General features: G+C 70.8%; 12 protein-coding genes. 4 read left to right on the top strand and 8 right to left on the bottom strand.

Annotated elements, in window-relative coordinates:
• Window positions 1–121: 121 nt before the first annotated feature.
• Window positions 122–985 (top strand): mycofactocin-coupled SDR family oxidoreductase, encoded by an 864-nt coding sequence (locus ACIBJH_RS09350; protein ID WP_399116230.1) that lies wholly within the window; start codon window positions 122–124, stop codon window positions 983–985.
• 25 nt (window positions 986–1,010) lie between these two features.
• Here ACIBJH_RS09350 and ACIBJH_RS09345 read toward each other — a convergent pair whose 3' ends face one another.
• The 5 genes from ACIBJH_RS09345 to ACIBJH_RS09325 all read right to left on the bottom strand — a co-directional run bounded on the left by ACIBJH_RS09345 (window position 1,011) and on the right by ACIBJH_RS09325 (window position 6,711).
• A complete protein-coding gene (locus ACIBJH_RS09345) occupies window positions 1,011–1,988 on the bottom strand; it encodes an NADPH:quinone oxidoreductase family protein (RefSeq protein ID WP_399116229.1) in 978 nt (325 codons plus the stop codon).
• Complete coding sequence (locus tag ACIBJH_RS09340; protein ID WP_399116228.1) at window positions 1,988–3,172, bottom strand: acyl-CoA dehydrogenase family protein; 1,185 nt, start codon at window positions 3,170–3,172, stop codon at window positions 1,988–1,990. Before ACIBJH_RS09340 ends, ACIBJH_RS09345 begins: the two co-directional genes overlap by 1 nt.
• A complete protein-coding gene (locus ACIBJH_RS09335; RefSeq protein ID WP_399116227.1) occupies window positions 3,169–3,936 on the bottom strand; it encodes an SDR family NAD(P)-dependent oxidoreductase in 768 nt (255 codons plus the stop codon). The genes ACIBJH_RS09340 and ACIBJH_RS09335 overlap by 4 nt, the downstream gene beginning before the upstream one ends.
• Before the next feature lie 27 nt (window positions 3,937–3,963).
• Complete coding sequence (locus ACIBJH_RS09330; protein WP_399116226.1) at window positions 3,964–5,112, bottom strand: acyl-CoA dehydrogenase family protein; 1,149 nt, start codon at window positions 5,110–5,112, stop codon at window positions 3,964–3,966.
• Between the two features lie 126 nt (window positions 5,113–5,238).
• Window positions 5,239–6,711 carry a FadR/GntR family transcriptional regulator gene (locus tag ACIBJH_RS09325; RefSeq protein WP_399116225.1) on the bottom strand — a complete coding sequence of 491 codons (1,473 nt, stop codon included), beginning with the start codon at window positions 6,709–6,711 and terminating at the stop codon, window positions 5,239–5,241.
• A gap of 192 nt (window positions 6,712–6,903) precedes the next feature.
• On the opposite strand from ACIBJH_RS09325, the gene ACIBJH_RS09320 reads away from it, so the two are divergent.
• Window positions 6,904–8,103, top strand: coding sequence for an acyl-CoA dehydrogenase family protein (locus ACIBJH_RS09320; protein WP_399116224.1), 1,200 nt, complete (start codon window positions 6,904–6,906; stop codon window positions 8,101–8,103).
• Between the two features lie 139 nt (window positions 8,104–8,242).
• Window positions 8,243–9,484, top strand: a complete 1,242-nt coding sequence (locus tag ACIBJH_RS09315; protein WP_399116223.1) for a cytochrome P450 — start codon at window positions 8,243–8,245, stop codon at window positions 9,482–9,484.
• Window positions 9,485–9,505: 21 nt separating this feature from the next.
• Here ACIBJH_RS09315 and ACIBJH_RS09310 read toward each other — a convergent pair whose 3' ends face one another.
• The 3 genes from ACIBJH_RS09310 to ACIBJH_RS09300 form a co-directional block, all read right to left on the bottom strand.
• Window positions 9,506–11,026 (bottom strand): ATP-binding cassette domain-containing protein, encoded by a 1,521-nt coding sequence (locus ACIBJH_RS09310; protein WP_399116222.1) that lies wholly within the window; start codon window positions 11,024–11,026, stop codon window positions 9,506–9,508.
• Window positions 11,023–13,704: a class III lanthionine synthetase LanKC gene (gene lanKC, locus ACIBJH_RS09305; RefSeq protein WP_399116221.1), complete on the bottom strand. Its 2,682-nt coding sequence runs from the start codon at window positions 13,702–13,704 to the stop codon at window positions 11,023–11,025. Before lanKC ends, ACIBJH_RS09310 begins: the two co-directional genes overlap by 4 nt.
• A 169-nt stretch (window positions 13,705–13,873) precedes the next feature.
• Window positions 13,874–13,984 (bottom strand): class III lanthipeptide, encoded by a 111-nt coding sequence (locus ACIBJH_RS09300; protein WP_399116220.1) that lies wholly within the window; start codon window positions 13,982–13,984, stop codon window positions 13,874–13,876.
• A 388-nt stretch (window positions 13,985–14,372) separates the two neighbouring features.
• Here ACIBJH_RS09300 and ACIBJH_RS09295 point away from each other — a divergent pair, with 388 nt between their 5' ends.
• Window positions 14,373–17,480, top strand: coding sequence for a helix-turn-helix transcriptional regulator (locus ACIBJH_RS09295; protein WP_399116219.1), 3,108 nt, complete (start codon window positions 14,373–14,375; stop codon window positions 17,478–17,480).
• Window positions 17,481–17,504 lie beyond the last annotated feature (24 nt).

The following is a 17,504-nucleotide window of genomic DNA, read 5'->3' as shown; positions in this document are numbered from 1 at the left end:
AGATCCCACTGAACGGAAACCGGCCAACGGTCAGCGGACTTGATACCGATCATGGATCACGAACAGCACCACCGCACAGTATTCAGGCTACTCTTTTATCTCCGGCGGAAGGAGCCCCAGGATGGGCCGAGTACAGGACAAGGTCGTGTTCATCACCGGGGCGGCGCGCGGGCAGGGCCGCGCCCACGCGCTCCGGCTCGCTACGGAGGGCGCCGACATCATCGCCGTCGACCTGTGCGAGGACATCGCCACCAACGCGTATGCGCTGGCCACTCAGGACGACCTGGACGAGACCGTGCGCCAGGTCGAGAAGCTCGGGCGACGCATCGTCGCGCGCAAGGCGGACGTACGGGATCCGGCGGCTCTGAAGGCGGCCGTGGCCGCCGGGGTGGCCGAACTCGGGCGGCTGGACGCCTTGGTGGCACAGGCCGGTATCGCGCCGCTCGGTCCCCGACAGGGCGTCCAGGCCTTCATCGACGCGGTCACCGTCGACTTCAACGGTGTCGTGCACGCCGTCGAGGCCGCCCTGCCCCATCTGCCCGACGGCGCCTCGATCGTGGCGACCGGGTCGATCGCGGCTCTGACCCCGGCGACCGTCGACAGCCCGACCAACGGGCCCGGCGGCCTCGGCTACTCCTTCGCCAAGCGCCAAGTGGCCTCGTTCGTCCACGACTTGGCGACGGTGCTGCTGTCGCGGCGGATCCGGGTCAACGGCCTGCACCCGACCAACGTCAACACGGACATGCTCAACAGCGACATCATGTACCGGTCGTTCCGGCCGGACCTCGAAAACCCGACCCGTGAGGACGCGCTGGTGTCCTTCCCCGCGACGACCGGGATGGACGTTCCCTACGTCGAGCCGGAGGACGTCTCCGACATGGTCCTCTTCCTGGTCTCCGACGAGTCCCGCTACGTCACCGGCATGCAGATGCGGGTGGACGCCGGCGGCTATGTCCGCAAGCGTCCCCAACTCCCCGCGTTCTGAAGGCGTTTGGTGCGGATGGCTTCTGCTACGACGTGAGGTCCAGGACCACCTTGCCGGTGGTCCTGCGCTCGGCGACATCGGTGAGAGCGGTGGCGACATCGGCGAGCGGGTGGACGCGGGAGACCAGCGGGCGCATGCCGTCCCGGACCATCGCGGCGAGGGCACGGTCGGCGGCGGCCACCGCGTCCGGCGCGTACTGGCGCACCGTACGGATCTCGAAGCCCCGCACGACCAGGTCCTTGAGCAGCACCAGGTTCAGCGGGATGCGCGGAATCTTCCCGTCGGCGTACCCGACCGTGACGAACCGGCCGCCCCGCCGCAGCGCGCGCAGGGCGGCCTCCGCGTGGTCGCCGCCCACCGGGTCGATCACGAGGTGGGCACCCTCGCCGCCGGTCAACTCCCTTGTGCGCAGCTTGAGATCCTCGTGAACGTAGTCGACACCGGCCTCGGCCCCGAGCTTGCGGGCCACCGTCAGCCGCTCCTGGCTCGACGCGGCGGCGACCACCCGCATACCGAGCCGCGTCGCGATGTCGACCGCCGCCGAACCGACCCCGCCGGCCGCGCCGAGCACCGCCACCCACTCCCCCGCGCTGCCCTGTCCGACGGTGACCAGGGAGTGGTAGGCGGTGGCGTACGTGACGTGGAACGCGGCGGCGTGCACCATGTCGAGGCCCTCGGGCACCTGGCGCAGGCTCGCGACGGGCACGACGACCTGTTCGGCGAACGCGCCGGTGAGGACCGCTCCGGCGACGGGTGAGCCGACGGGCGGACCGGACACACCCGGCCCCAACTCCGCGACCACACCGGTGAATTCACTGCCCGGCGTGAAGGGCAGTGGCGCGGGCACTTGGTAGCGGTCGGCCACGAGAAGCACGTCAGGGAAGTTCACCGCCGCCGCGTGCACGCGGACCAGTACCTCGCCGGCTCCGGGCCGGAGGTCGTCGAGTTCGACGACCGAGAGGCCGCCGGGCGGCCCGTACTCCATGCAGCGTGCGGCCTTCATCAGGTCCTTTCCACGGTCGGCATCGCCGGGTCGCGGGGCAGCCCCAACACCTGCTCGGCGATCGTGTTGCGCTGGATCTCGGCCGTGCCCGCGCCGATCGACGAGGCCCGGGTGCGCAGGAACCCCCATACCCAGCGCCCGCGTTGGACCGCGTGCGGGTCGCGGCGGTCGAGGATGCCGTACGGCCCGAGCAGGTCGACCGCGAACTCGTGCAGCTCCTGCTCGAAGGTCACGATGGACAGCCGCGCCGTCGAAGAGGCGGGCCCTGGCTCGCCCTTGGCCATGATGTCGGCGATGGTGCGCATGCCGGTGAGCCGCATGACGCGGACGCGGATCTCGAAGTCGGCGAGCCGGTCGCGGACGATCGGGTCGGCCGTGGCACCGCGCTCACGGGCGAGTTCGATCAACTCGTCCACCACCCGTCGGTACAGGGCCGCTTGGTTCATCGCCCCGGCCGCACGCTCGTGCCCGAGGCTCGTCCGCACCAGCGGCCAGCCGCCGTTCTCCTCGCCGATGCGGTTGGCGACCGGTACACGGACGTCGTCGAAGAAGATCTCGCAGAAGTGCGCGTCGCCGGTGAGATCGCGCAGCGGCCGTACGGTCACTCCCGGGGCGTGGGCGTCGATCAGCAGGTAACTGATGCCGTCCTGGCGGGAGTCGGGCGGTCCGGTGCGGACGAGGGTGAAGAAGATGTCGGCGATGTCGGCCGAACTGTTCCACACCTTCTGCCCGTTGACGACGTACTCCGCATCCTCGCGCCGTGCCGTCGTGCGCAGTGCGGGGAGGTCCGAGCCTGCCTCCGGTTCGGAGTAGCCCTGGGCCCACACCATGTCGCCGCGCAGCATGGGGCGCAGATGGCGCTCCTTCTGCTCGGGCGTGCCGTACTTGATGAGGGTGGGGGCGGCGATGCCCAGCCCGGTACCGAGGGGGCCGGGGACGCGGGCGCGTGCGTACTCCTCCTGGTAGCTGACCTGGCGTGCGAAGGACAGGTCCATGCCGCCGTACTCGCGGGGCCAACTCGGGCCCGCGTAACCGGCGTCGAAGAGCGTGGCGAGCCACTTCTTCTGCCAGGCGATCCGCTCGACGGGGTCCTTGGGGCGGCGCCCGGGGTGCTGGTCCGTGAGGAAGGCCCGCAGGCGGGCGCGGAATCGGTCGTCCGACTCGCCGGTCCCGTCCGCCGTCATCGCGGGGCCATGCGGATGGCGCCGTCGAGGCGGACGGTCTGGCCGTTGAGGTACGGGTTCTCCAGCATCTCGACGGCGAGGCGGGCGAAGTCGTCCGGGTCGCCGAGTCGCTTGGGGTGCGGCACGGAGGCGGCGAGGCCGTCGCGGATGTCGGCGCGGAGGCGGCCGAGCATCGGGGTGTCCATGATGCCGGGGGCGATGGTGTTCACCCGGATCTGCCAGCTGGCCAGGTCGCGGGCGGCGACGAGGGTGATGCCGTGGACGCCGGCCTTGGCGGCGGTGTAGGAGGTCTGCCCGATCTGGCCGTCGAACGCGGCGACGGACGCGGTGAGCACTACGGCGCCCCGGTCGCCGTCGACGACCTCGTTGCCGGCGAGGCGGGCGGCGGAGAGGCGCAGGACGTTGTAGGTGCCGATCAGGTTGACGCGTATGACCTCGGCGAAGGTGTCGAGTTCGCCGGGGTTGCGGTCGCGGTCGATGATCCGGGTGCGGTCGCCGCCGCGTCCGGCGCAGTGCACGACGGCGCGCAGGGTGCCGAGTTGCTCGGCCGCGTCGAGGGCGGCGGTGACCTCGGTCGGGTCGGTGACGTCGGTGCGGACGAAGCGCGCGGCCTCGCCGAGGTCGGCGACCGCCTTGACGCCCTGTTCCTCGGAGATGTCGGCGAGGACGACACGTCCGCCGCGTTCGATGATGCGCCGCGCGGTGGCCAGGCCGAGCCCGGAGGCGCCGCCGGTGACGAGTGCCGCTGAACCGTCGATGTTCACACCCAACTCCTCATGGTCTAAACGGTCTTATAGGCCCAGGGACTTGCTGATGATGAGCTTCATGACCTCGCTGGTGCCGCCGTAGATACGGGTCACCCGGGCGTCCGCGTACAGGCGGGCGATCGGGGATTCGAGGATGTAGCCGTAGCCGCCGTGCAGTTGGAGACAGCGGTCGACGACGCGTCCCTGCGTCTCGGTGCAGACCAGCTTGGTGCGGGCCGCGTCCACGGGGTCCAGTTCGCCCGCGACGAGTGCGGTGATCGCCGCGTCGAGCAGGGCCTGCGCGGCCGTCAACTCGGCGTCCAGGGAGGCGAGTTCGAACTTCGTGTTCTGGAACTGGGCCAGTGGTTTTCCGAACACGTTCCGGTCGCGGACGTAGGAGACGGTGAGGTCGATCGCGGTGCGGGCCTGGGCGACCGCGCCGACCGCGATGGCGAGGCGTTCCTGGGCGAGGTTGCGGCCGAGGAGGGTGAAGGCGGCGCCTTCCTCGCCGAGGAGGTTGGCGGCGGACACGCGGACGTCGTCGAAGGCGAGTTCCACGGTGTCCTGGACGGCCAGGCCGATCTTCTCCAGCTTGCGCCCGACAGTGAAGCCGGGGGTGCCCTTCTCCACCACGAGGAGGGAGAGCCCGCCGCGCCGGTTGTCCGGGTCCACGGTGGTGCGGGCGACCACGATCACCAGGTCGGCGTGGTGACCGCCGGTGATGAAGGTCTTCGCCCCGTTGAGGACGAAGTGGTCGCCGTCGCGGACCGCCCTGGTGGTGATGCCGGCGAGGTCGGATCCGGTGGCGGGTTCGCTCATCGCGATCGCGGTGTACAGCTCGCCGGAGGCCAACCCCGGTAGCCAGCGCGCCCGTTGCTCGGCGTTGGCCAGGCCCGTGAAGTACGGGACGACGATGTCCAGGTGGGTGCGCAGACCGCCGAGCGTGACGCAGGCGCGGGCGCACTCCTCCTGGATCACGGCGTTGTAGCGGTAGTCGTCCTGGCCGCCCCCGCCGTACTCCTCCGGGATCGCCGTACCGATGATGCCGAGCTTGCCCAGTGCGGTGAACAGGTCCCGGGGGACGAGTCCGGCGCGCCGCCAGTCCTCGTACGACGGGAGCACCTCGCGGGCGATGAAGTCACGGACCAGCAGACGGAAGTCCTCATGGGTCTCTTCGAACAGGGTCCGGCGCATCGGATCTCCTTCGGCTCGACCTATTCAGTATACCTAATTAGCCTCCCTCGACACAGCCCGGTTCAGCAGAACGCCCCCGTGGGCCCGAAGGCCGCACAGGGGCGTTGCGGGTCGATCGTCAGGAGATCAGTGCCACCAGGGGATCAGCGCGTCCAGGTGGCGGCGCATCCGGTGCCGGGCCACTCCGGCGTCACCCTCGACGATCGCGTCGAGAATCCGCTGGTGGACGTGCTGGACCTCCTCGGCCGCCGTGTCGCCGGGCAGCGGTCGGTCGTGGCCCGAGGCGTGGCGGCGGAACAGCTCGGTGATGATCGACAGGAACAGGGACAGCACCGGATTGTCGGAGAGCGCGGCCAGTTCGGTGTGGAAGAGGTCGGCCTTGCGCGGGTCGTCGGCGGGACCCTCGGTGCTCCAGCGGACGGCCTTGCCGAGCCGTTCGGTCACCTCTTTGTCACCCTCCGCGACTCTCGCGGTGACCCGGGCGACGACGCCGAGTTCGATGGCGTTGCGCACGATCCGCAGGTCGTCGGCGGTGACGCCCTGGTACTCCAGGAAGAGCGCCATGGTGTCGATGCTGGCCTGCGGTTCGGGCTCGGTGACGATCAGGCCGCCGCCGGGGCCGCGGCGCATCCGGGCCACCGAGTGGTACTCCAACAGCCGTACGGCTTCCCGCAGTACGGCCCGGCTGATCGAGTAGCGGGCGAGCAGGTCGGCCTCGGAGCCGAGCACCATGCCGGTCTGCCAGCCGCGCGCGGCGATGTCGTCGTGGATGCGGGCCGCGACCACTTCGGCGAGCTTGGCCCGGGGCCCCTCGACCAGTTCGGGCTCGACGACATTGCCCGCGATCCGCTGCCCGCGCCGCACCCGGTGCTTCTCGATCCAGCCGGCCACGGACTCCAGATGTGCGGTCAACTCCGTCTGCGCGCGGGCCCCGTCGTCGGCGATCACCGCGTCGACGACTGCTTTGTGCGCGCGGTGCGAGGTGTCCTTCGCCGCGTGCATCTCGGTCTTGGAGATACGGCGTGAGGTGTGCGCGTAGCGGGCGGTGAGCCGGGTGAGCACGTCGACGAACAGGTGCAGCACCGGGTTGCCCGACAACTGGGCGAGCACGGGGTGAAGGGGGTCCTGCGAGTGGACGCCGGGTTCGTCCCAGTGGTCGAGTTCGGCGGCGAGCGTGGTGCGGAGGGTGTCGATGCCCTGCTCGGTGATGCGGTCGGCGGCCAGTCCGGCGGCGATCGGCTCCAGCAGGAGGCGGGCCTGGAGCAGGTCGGTGACGCTGGTGCCGACGTATTCGAGGTAGATCACCATGGCGCGGGTGGCCGGTCCCGCGTCGGGGGCGCAGACGATCAGGCCACCGTTCGGGCCGCGCCGCATCCTGGCCACCTGGTGGTGCTCGACGAGCCGTACCGCCTCGCGCAGCACCGCGCGACTCACCCCGAGCCGCTCCCGCAGATCCACCTCGGAGCCCAACGACTCGCCCACCGGCCAGCCCTGGCGGATCACGGTCGCCTCGATACGGCGGGCGGTCTGCGCGGCCAGCTTGCCGACCGGGACACCGGTCTCGCCGTCGGCGGGCTCGCGGTCGACGGCAGTCGCCATGGCCAACTCCTCTGGGGCGGATATTGCGGATCCCCAGTCTATTCGTCACCTGGGCCGGAGGCGTGCCGTTCGAGTACCTGGAACCTAGATGAGGCCACTTTTTCTCGCTCCGACCCCTGGCAAGTGGGTGATCGCCACGGTTAGAGTAACCTCATTTCTGGGCCGCGGCACGAGAACAGGGAGCCGACAGCGATGCGACTTGAGTCCACGCCCGAGCTCGAAGCGTTCCGGCGGAAGGTGCGTGCCTTTGTCGCCGAGCACTCCCCCGGCATCAAGACCCATACGGGGGTGCGCGCGCCGGAGCCCGAACTGATGTCGGCGATCCGGGAGTGGACGGCCAAGCTGTACGAGGCGGGTTTCCTCGGGATCGACTGGCCGGCCGAGTACGGCGGCCGTCCCGACGCTCACCCCCTCGGATCCTCGGTCGTGGCGGAGGAGATCGCCCGCGCCCGCACCTGGCAGCCGATCGGCGCCGCCTCGCTGGCCTCGGCCGCGCTGCTGGAGTTCGGCACCGACGCACAGCGGGCGCGCTTTCTGCCCCGCATCCGCTCCTGCGAGGACGTGTGGTGCCAGCTGTTCAGCGAACCGGAGGCGGGCAGCGACCTGGCGGCGCTGCGGACGCGGGCAGTCCGCGAGGGCGAGGGTGACGACGCCGTGTTCGTCGTGGACGGCCAGAAGGTGTGGACGACCAACGGGCAGCACGCGGACATGGGTTACCTGCTCGCGCGCACCGACCGTGAGGCGCCGAAGCACAAGGGCATCACGGCGTTCGCCCTCGATCTGCGCAGCCCGGGCGTCGACATCCGGCCGTTGCGGGAGATCACCGGGACGACCGACTTCAACGAGGTCTTCCTCGACGGCGTGCGCATCCCGGCCGCGAACGTGATCGGGCGGGTGAACGACGGCTGGCGGGTGGCGATGAGCAGCCTCGGGCGCGAGCGGTCCGGGGTGGGCGCGCGCGGTGTCGAACTGGTCGCCGTACTGGACGACTTGCTGCGCCTCGCGGCGCGTACGTCGGTCAACGGCAGGCCCGCGCTGGACGACTCCGCGACCCGGCAGACGATCGGCGAACTGGCCACGCGGGTTCACGTGAACGCCGCACTTCTCGATCTCGCCCGGTCTCGGACGGTGCACGACACGGAAGGACCGGCCGACGCCCTCCTCGGCAAGATCTTCTTCAGCGAGCTGAACCACGACCTGGTCGACTTCGGCCTGAGTCTCCAGGGCACGGACGGGTTGCTGGTCGAGGGCGACGAGGATGTCGTAGCGGATGGCTGGTGGCAGGACGCGCATCTGTACTCGCGGGCGTACACGATCGCCGGCGGGGCGAACGAGGTGCTGCGGACGCAGGTGGCCGAGCGGGGGCTCGGGCTGCCGCGGGAGCCTCGCTGACTCAATCCAGAGATTGAATGGACCACTCGGTCAATACAGTCGCCGCATATTTCTTCACCGACCTCTCGAAGATTGATTGTACCGATCGGTCGACGTATGGTTCCGTCAGGTGCGGGGCCGACGAGAGGACGACAGAACCATGACCGAGAGCGTGGCCGGAACCGACGTCTCCGAGGAGCTGCCGGAGTACCCGTCACCCCGATCGGACGAGTGCCCGTTCGCGCCGCCGCCGGGCCTGCTGAAACTGCACGACTCGGGCAAGGCGCTGGTGCGGGCCAGGACGTGGGACGGCACGACCCCCTGGGTCGTCACGACCCACGCGGCCCAGCGGCAGCTGCTGACCGATCCCCGGCTCAGCGCGAACATCGGCGCGCCCGGATATCCGCACACGACCGAGGCGATGAAGGCGCACGCGGCGCATATCCAGCCGTCGATCAACAACACCGACGGGGCCGAGCACACGCGGTGGCGGCGGATGCTCACGAGTTCGTTCACCCGGCACCGGATGGAGAAGATCCGCCCGGAGATCCAGCGGATCACCGACGACCTCATCGACAAGATGCTGGCGGGTCCCAACCCGACCGAGCTGAACGAGGCGCTGTCGCTCCCGCTGCCCTCGCTGATGATCTGCGCGCTGCTCGGGGTGCCGTACGAGGACCACGACTTCTTCCAGGAGCACGCGGGTGTGACCAACGCGCGCTTCAAGACCCCGGAGCAGGCGGCGGAGAGCACGGCGGCCGTGCGCCGCTACATCGCCGGGCTCATCGAGGCCAAGATGGACAACCCCGGCGAGGACGTCCTCTCCGACCTCGGCGCGCGCATCAAGGCGGGCGAGCTGTCCATGGAGGAGGCGGCCCCTCTCGGGCACATCCTGCTCGTCGCCGGGCACGACACCAGCGCCAACATGATCACGCTGGGCACCGCGCTGCTGCTGCAGCATCCCGACCAACTCGCGGGCCTGCGCGAGCACTCCGACGACGCGAAGTACGTGACGAGCACGGTGGAGGAGCTGTTGCGCTACCTCACCATCCCGCATCTGCTGGCCCGCCGGGCCGTGGTCGAGGACATCGAGATCGACGGTGAGGTCATCCGCGCGGGCGAGGGCGTCATCGCGTCGCTGCCGGCCGCCAACTGGGACCCGCAGGCGTTCCCCGACCCCGAGAAGCTCGACCTCACCCGCAGCGCCGCCCACCACCACGCGTTCGGCTGGGGCCCGCACCAGTGCGTGGGCCAGCAGCTCGCCCGCATCGAACTCCACGTCGTCTTCAGCACGTTGTTCCGCCGCATCCCGACGCTGCAACTCGCCGTGGACGTATCGGAGTTGAAGTTCAAGGAGGACTCGCAGGCCTACGGCATCTACGAGTTGCCCGTCACCTGGTGACACCTGACGGTATGTGCCGGCTCAGGGGTGAGCGGCGGTCGCGGACAAGGTGACCACGCGGTCGAACCGGCTGTCGAGATCCTCGTCGCCGTGGTGCACCACGAGCAGACCGCGCCCGTGGGTGTGCTGTTTCAGCGCCCGCAGCACCAAGTCCCTGCCGGTCCTGTCGAGGTTGGCGAACGGCTCGTCGACGAGGTACACGTCCGCTTCCTCGCAGAGGAGCGCCGCGACCCCGGTCCGCTGTCGTTGGCCGGACGACAACTCCGAGGGCAGCTGGTCGGCCACCTCGTCGAGCCCCATGGCCGTGCGCACCCGTACATCGGCGACCAGCTCGCGAACGGGCAACGGGGGCAGGTTGACCGGAGCGGTCAGAGCGGCCACCCGGGTCGGCAGCATGACCATCCCGCGGTCGGGGGCGAGCGTTCCGGAGATGATGTGCAGGAGCGTCGTCTTGCCGCAGCCGTTGGGGCCCCGGAGCAGGACGTGCTCGCCGGCGCCCAGTTCGAAGTCGTCGATCGTCACGTCCGCGCCGTCGTCGTATCCGACGCGGGCAGCGTGGACCAGCACCGCGGGTCCCTCGTCGTGGTACGGCGACACGGCGGAGGCGCGCAGGGCGGTGATCCGCCTGAGCACGGCGATGTTCCGGCGGGCCTGCGGAATCATGTTCACGAGTTCGAAGATTCCGGTGACGGCCCGCCACAGCGAGTTCACGAAGGCGAGGAAACTGCCGAACGTCATCCGGCCGGCGAGCACGAAGTACGCCCCGGTGATCATCGACGCGGTGTCGGACAGGTTCATGACGAGGTCGCTCAGCGTGCTCTGCTTCTGGGTGAGCCGGAAGTTGGTGAAGGTGATGCCGAGGAAGCCGCGCAGCGCCTTCCTGTTGGCGGCCCGGGTGCCGGACAGGAGGGCCGGCAGGCCGCGCAGCGCGTGGAAGGACTCCAGGGTCCGGGACAGCGTGTTGACGTACTGCGCCTCCGCCTCGCGCTCCGGTTCCGTGTTGTCCTCGATCCGCTTGGCGATGCGGTTGCTGACGTACACCAGCGGCGGCACGATGACGAGCAGGATGAGACTGGCCTGCCAGGACAGGTACAGCAGCACGCCGATGAAGACGACGGACGCGACCGACTGCTTCGCGATGCGGATGCAGACGTCGACGGCCGGCAGGACCCCTTCCTTGACGTCGTTGTGGACCCGGCTGACGAACGAGGCGTTGCCGGCCTGTGCCATCCGCCGTCCGTCCTGGTCGAGCGCGCGGTCCAGCAGCTCCATCTCCAGGTCCAGCGTGAACGTGTTCTCGAACCCCTTGCGCCAGCGCGCCACCCAGTAGCCCCCGAGGCTCAGGGTGAGGCCGAGCAGGAGGTAGCAGGCGGCGAGTGCGACGAACCTGCGGAAGCGGCCGGTCAGGATCGCCTGGTCGAACAGGGCCTTGAGGAGCAGGGGATGCACCAGGGCTTCGGTCCCGCCGAGGGCCGCCTCGATGAGGACGATCATCGAGAACTGGGTCCGGTGGCCCCTGAGGGTGAGCCACAGCTCCTTCACCGTGACACCTCGTCGAGCAGGAAGTCGGCGGTACCGCCGTGGTTCACGCGGTGGAGCACCCGCAGGATGCCGGCCGAGCCGGTCAGGTAGTCGGTGGAGCAGCGCAGCAGTCCGTCGCCGGGCGAGCCCAGCGGCACCGCCTCGCCGTGTCGCGCCACCCCGAACCGCTCGTCCGGCTCGAACAGGAACAGCCGCCTCACGAAGTCGAGTTGCCGCACCGCGATGTTCCGGTACGCGGTGTCACCGGTGATCGCGACGGCGTCGAGAAGCGTATCGGCGATCCCGGACATACCGAACGAGAAGCCCGGCAGCACGGCTTGCCGGACGTCCAGTGCGCGCAGGACGGTCCGTGCGGAGTCCAGGTCGCCGTAGCGCAGGAGCACGCGGGCGACACCCGCGGAACCCACCTCGACATAGGGTTCGGCGGTGCCGTAGTGGTCGAACGTGACATTGCCGTCGTCGTGCCGCTCGGCGTGTGCCATCTCCCAGGCCAGTGCGCCGCGGCCGAGGTCCAGACACCACTCGTCCCCGGTGATCTGGTGCATGCGCAGCAGGAACATCGCGACGCCCGCCTGGCCGAAGCCCAGGCCGGTGAACGGCTTCTCACTCGTGAACTCGTTCCGCCAGTGGACCCGTTCGCCGTCGTGCCGGGCGGCCTCGCGCAGGGCCCGCGCGCAGTCCCGCGCCGCGGCGAGGTGACGTCCGTCGCGGTCGTGGAGGTAGAAGCGCAGGTTCGTCATTCCCACGCCGGCCAGGCCGTAGTAGAAGGTGGGGTCGCCGGACTCGTGTGCGCGCCGGTTGGCCTGCGCCAGCAACTGCGTGGCCTGCGTGCGGAATCCGAGTGTGTCGGTCGCCCAGGCGATGCCGGCCAGCCCGTTCATGAGGCCGGCCGGGTACTGGGTGGGGTCCATGTCGGCCAGGTCGTCGCGCAGTCGCCCCAGCCATTCCGGCCGGAGCGGGACGCCCGAGGCGTTCAGCGCCCACAGGACGCCGCTCGCACCGAAGCCGAGGCTCAGGGGGTTGGTGACGTGGGCGAACGGGTCGACGGGGAAGAGCGTGGGCCGGTCGGTGTCGGCGACGGCGTCGATGAAGGCCGCGAGTCCCGCCTCGGTCTCCGCCAGGCCGAGTCGTTCCTCGACGACCGGCCGCACCGGCACGGCACGGACCTGGTCGAGCAGGTCGTCCTCGTGCTCCAGTTCGCGCAGTACGTCCGTGAGCGTGATCCGCGCTCGCGCCAGGTCAGTGAGCATCTCGTGGATCCGCGACGGCCAGCCGAGGCTGTCGGTGAAGATCCGGTAGCGGTCCAGGATGTCCTCGCGCAGGTACGACAGGGCCGCGACCGGGAAGATGAAGTAGGCCATGGTCATGGCCAGGCCGAACTGGTCGTCCTCGACCGCGGATGCGGCGAAGCGGCGCCGGAAGTTGCTGAACCCGGGTGTGTACAGCTCGACCGGTGCCTCCAGGTGCGCGTGCTCGGGGTCGGCCTCGGTCAGTCGGCACGTCTCCAGGTCGACGATGGTGACCTGGAGGGTGTCCGGGTCGATGAGCACGTTCGCGGCGGTGAAGTCGCCGAGGATCACCTTGCGGTCGTGGGCGGCCTGGAGCGCACGCGCGAGTCCTCGGAAGACGGCGAGGAAGATCCGCAGGAACTCCCGCGACTGCGGGACGCCACCGGGTCCGAGCCGGGCGAGCGGGTTGCGTTCGAGCAGCATGGAGCGGATGTCGGTGCCTTCGACGAACTCCTCCGCGATGAAGTGGTGTTCCCAGTGGCGGAACGTGGTGATCGGGGCGGGGAACGAGCCGACGTCGGCCAACCGGTTCAGGAACACCCACTCGCGGTTGAGGATGTCCACGGCGTCGTGGTCCTGCCGCGGGTCGACGTTGGTGTGCGGGCGGGCTTCCTTGAGGACCACCACACGGTCGTCGTTCGCCGTGTCCTCGGCGGTGTACACCCCACCGCTGTTGGAGAACTGCAGCGCCCCGGTCACCCGGAAGCGGCCCGCGAGCAGGCCGTCCTCATCGGGGTCGGCCGGGGGCTTCCAGTCGGTGAACGGCCATGCCACCCACCACGGTTGGGCGTATCCGGGGCGTCGGTCGTCGGCGACCGGCCCGTCCGGCCCCGTGATGTGGGGCACCGGCCGGCCCAGGACGTCGACGGAGTGGGTGTCCAGGAACTGCCCGTACCGGAAGTAGAGCGCCTTGCAGTCGCGGTACCGGAGGTCCGACAGCACGTACGGCCCCTCGGCGCCGTCCAGGACTTCGGCGAGGTCGGCCAGACACGACCGGAACTCGTCGTCGTCCCGCGGGTAGACGGTGACGAGTTTCCCGCCGCTGCCCCGCGATATGGCCTTCGAACTCAGCATCTCGAAGACGGTGAGATCGAGAGCGATCTTGAAGTCGATGTCGTGCTCGGTCAGATACCCGATCACCGAGGCGGCGACCTCGCGCACGTTGCGCTGGTTCGCCGACACATGGATCTTCCACCCCTGCGCGGGCAGGTTCGCGTTGTGCCGGTAGCTCCACCAGATGCCCTTGCGGACGAATCGTGACCGCACCCGGTCGTCGAGGGAGGCGAGGAAGTGGTCGGGATGCGGCTCGTAGGAGACGTCGAGCGGGTCGAAGAACAGGGTGTCGTTCCAGCAGAAGGGGAATCGGTAGACCCATCGTTCGTTGATCATGTCTGCCTCTGTGAGTTTGTCCGAGGAGCCTGACGGGCGGTCGGCGAGGGCGCGCCGGGGCGGCGCGAACCATGCGGGGCGCGCGGGGCGTGCGCTGCCCGCATGGTTCACGCCGTCAGATCACCGGCTGCGGGCACCGCTCAGGCGGGTGTCCCGTAGCAGATGCCGCTCAGGAGGGGTTCCTGCAGCAGGTGCTGCTCAGGCTGCTGGTGATGCTCAGCACCAGAGCGCTGCTGTTCTCCGTCCGCGGTTCGATCGTCTGCAGCTTCAGAACGCTCATGCGGGTCACTTCCTTGGTGGTCGGGAGCGCTTTGCGGCGCTCCGGGGATGGAACAGGTACCGACCGATCGGCTGGGCCAGTCAACGGCGCGCGCCGGGCGCGTACATCAGGGAAAGCACCCCGTATTCCGGGTGCGGCGCCCCCAGGAAGACGCGCTCCCGGCCGACCCGAATGGTGGTGGTCCTGCCCCGTGTCCTGCGGTCGCCGGAGCCGGTAGCGTGAGTCGTTTCGGCCTGGTCGTGCCCCCGCGCCCCCGTGCCCCCGTGCCCCCGTGCGCCAGGTCGTCGCCCGGGCGGGAGGCGCCGGATCCGGTCCGCTGAACGGAACCCGGCACGACAGCCGGACGACGGTGAATCACGCTGACTCCGGACGACTCGACATCGGGGGAATGTTGATGCGCACACGCGAATGTCAGCAGGTCCGGTACCTCACGGGGCAGTCGGCCACCGGCTCCCCGGACTCACGGCACACGTCGTCGCAGGGGAGCGGCGCGAAGACCGCCGGCCAAAGCCGTCCGGCCGCGGGCGGGGCCGGGGCCCGTGGCGAATTCGTCGGTCGGCGGGCCGAGATGCGGCAGGTCATGAGAGTCCTGGCCGCCGCGCGCTCGGGGCGTGGCGGCACGGTCTTCGTCACCGGCGAACCCGGCATCGGCAAGACGCGGCTCGCGGTGGAGGCTCTCCGCGCGGCTGCCGCGGCGGGCATGGTCACCGCGCGGGGCCGGGCCGGTACGGTCGGATCGGTCGTGCCGTACCGGCCGCTGATCGAGGCCTTGCTGTCCCTGTCCCGGGCCGGCCTGCTGCCGGGCCCGGGCGAACTGGGCCCCTACGGGCCGGTGCTCGCTCACCTGCTGCCGGGAGACCACGCTCCCGGCACCGCCGTCGTGTCGCACCTCACGGTCGCCGAGGCCTTCCTGCGCGTGCTCGCCGAGGCCGGACGAGAACACGGATTCCTGCTCGTGCTCGACGATCTGCACGACGCGGACACGGAGACGCTGGCGGTCCTTGAGTACGTCCTCGACAACCTCGCGGAGCAGCCCGCCGTACTGCTGCTCATCGCCGGTCGTGAGCCCTGTGTGGCGACCGAGCTGGCCGCCCGGGCGGGTCAGCGCGGTGCCGCGTCGACCCTCGAACTGCGGCCACTGGGGCGCCCGGACGTGCGCACCCTGGTCGTGGCCGAGCTGGGATCCGCCCCGGGCGCGGCCGGCGCCGAACTGGTCGACACCGTGGTGGCCGACAGCGTCGGGATCCCGCTGGTCGTCGAGGAACTCCTCCATGCCGTGACCCTGCGCGCCCCGGACGACTCCCGGGGACTCTCCGTCCCCGCCGCGGTGGCCCGCAGTGTCAGGTCCCGGACCGGCAGGCTCGCCCCCCGCGGACGCACGATCCTCGGGATCGCGGCCCTCTTCGGGCAGCGCTTCCCGCTGTCCGCGCTGCAGCGCGCGGCCGAGTGCGACGATCGCGAACTGCTCACGGTCCTGCGGGCGGGAGTCGCCTCGTACCTTCTCGAACCGGACAGGTCGAGTCCGGACTGGTACGTGTTCCGGCCCCGGCTCGCCGCACAGGTGCTGCTGGAGGATCTCGGGCCGACGGAGCGCACCGGATACGCCCGGCTCGCGGCGAACACCCTGGTCGACCTCCATCCGGGGCTGCCCGGCGAGTGGTGCGTCCACGCCGCCGACCTGTTCGAGCGGGCCGGTGACACCGGCGAAGCCGTCCCTCTGTACTGCGAGGCGGCGCGACGGGCGATGACCGAGGGCGCTGTGGAACGGGCGGTGACCCTGCTCACCCGGGCGCAGCGGTCGGCCGATGCCGGGCCCGCGCCCGAACTACGTGCCACGGTGCTGGAGTTGCTCCTGCAGACCGTCTCGCGTGCGGCCCGGTTCGACGCCGTACTCGGGCTGACCGCCGACGTCGAAGCACTGGGCGGCCACGAGATTCCCGCCGCGCGCCGGGCCGGCCTCTACGCACGGCTGGCCGACGTCACCGCGTCGTCGGGCCGGCCCACCGACGCCCTCCGGCATCTCGATGTCGCCCGTCGGCTGCTCGGCCCCTCCCCGACCGCCACGGACACCGCGCCCGTCGACCTGGCCTCGGCCCGCGTGGAGCTGAGCCGGTCCGCGCCCGACCGGCTGCGCACGGCCGCCGGATACGCCCGCCGGGCGGCGGACGCGGCCGAGCGGGCCGATCTCCCGGAGGTGCTGGGCGGGGCGCTGCTGATGCTCGGGCGCCTGGCGCCGGAACACGACGAGGAGGCCGCCGCGGCACACTTCGCGCGCGCCGGTGCGCTCGCCGATCTGCACCGGCTCCCCGACCTGCGGGTGTCCGCCGAGGTGCACCTGGCCCGGAGCGCGCTGCGGCGCGACGGACAGCGGGCCGGGCTCGAAGAGGCCCAGCGGCGGGCCCTGCGGATCAGTGTGCTCCCGCAGGCCCACGAGACCGGCTGCGTCCTCGCGCTGGACCAGGTCCGGCGGGGCGAGTTCGAGGCGGCCGGCCGGCGCATCCGCGAAGGGCTGACCGCGGCGACGCGACTACGGCTGCGTCCGGCCGTGTCGATGATGCGGTTGGCCGAGGCCGTGCGGTTCGCCCACCAGGGGCGGCGCGCCGAGATGGAGGAGGCACTGGACCGGCTGGCCCCCTGCGTCGACGACGCTCCCGGCGTGCGGCAGATGTCGTACGGCCTGGCGCGGGCGTTCTGCTCGCTGCTGGAGGAGAACCACGACGCCGCCGAGTGGGAGTTCGCGCAGGCTCTCGTGTACGACAAGGAGAACCCCGGAGTCGGCGAGTACGGGGCGCACGACTTGTACGGCGTCATGCTGCTCCGGGCTGTGCTCGCCGGGCGCGCGGGCCGACGGCACTACGCCGACGTCACCCGGGCCGGTGGTGGCACGCGCTGGAACCGGCAGTTCGTCGGGGCGGCGCACGCGGTGCTGCTGGGCCGCGAGGGCAGGCCCGCCGAGGCGACCGCCGCCGCGACGGCGGCGCTCAAGGCCGCGGCACCGTACCCGCCGGCCCGCAATCTGTGCCTGCGCCTGGTCTCGCGGTCGGCGTACGAGGACGGCTGGGGCGAGCCCGTCGACTGGGTGCGTGAGGCGGAGGAGTACTTCCACGGCCTCGGCGTTCCGGCGGTCGCCGCCGCCTGCCGGAGCCTGTTGCGCGGTATGGGCGCGCCGGTACGGCAGCGGCGCACCGGCACCGAGCACGTACCGCCCGATCTGCGCCGGTGCGGGGTCACCGTCCGGGAGTTCGAGGTCGCCCGGCTGCTCGTCGAGCGGATCGGCAACAAGGACATCGCCGACTGGCTGCACATCTCGCCGCGGACCGTGGAGAAACATGTGGCGAGCCTGCTCCGGAAGACCGGTCACCCCGACCGGGCCGCTTTCGCGACCGCCGCCCGCGGCCTGGCGGCCGAGCGCCCGTACGAGCTACGGCGCGTCGCACGCCCGCATCCGGCGATGCCGGTCCTCGGCCACTGGCAAGGGAGTGCCGAGGTCGGGTGAAGAGAGCCCGGACCCCGGTCGCGG

This window comes from Streptomyces sp. NPDC050548 (assembly GCF_044457385.1).
GTDB lineage: Bacteria > Actinomycetota > Actinomycetes > Streptomycetales > Streptomycetaceae > Streptomyces.
This window is presented reverse-complemented; position numbering and strand designations above follow the sequence as displayed.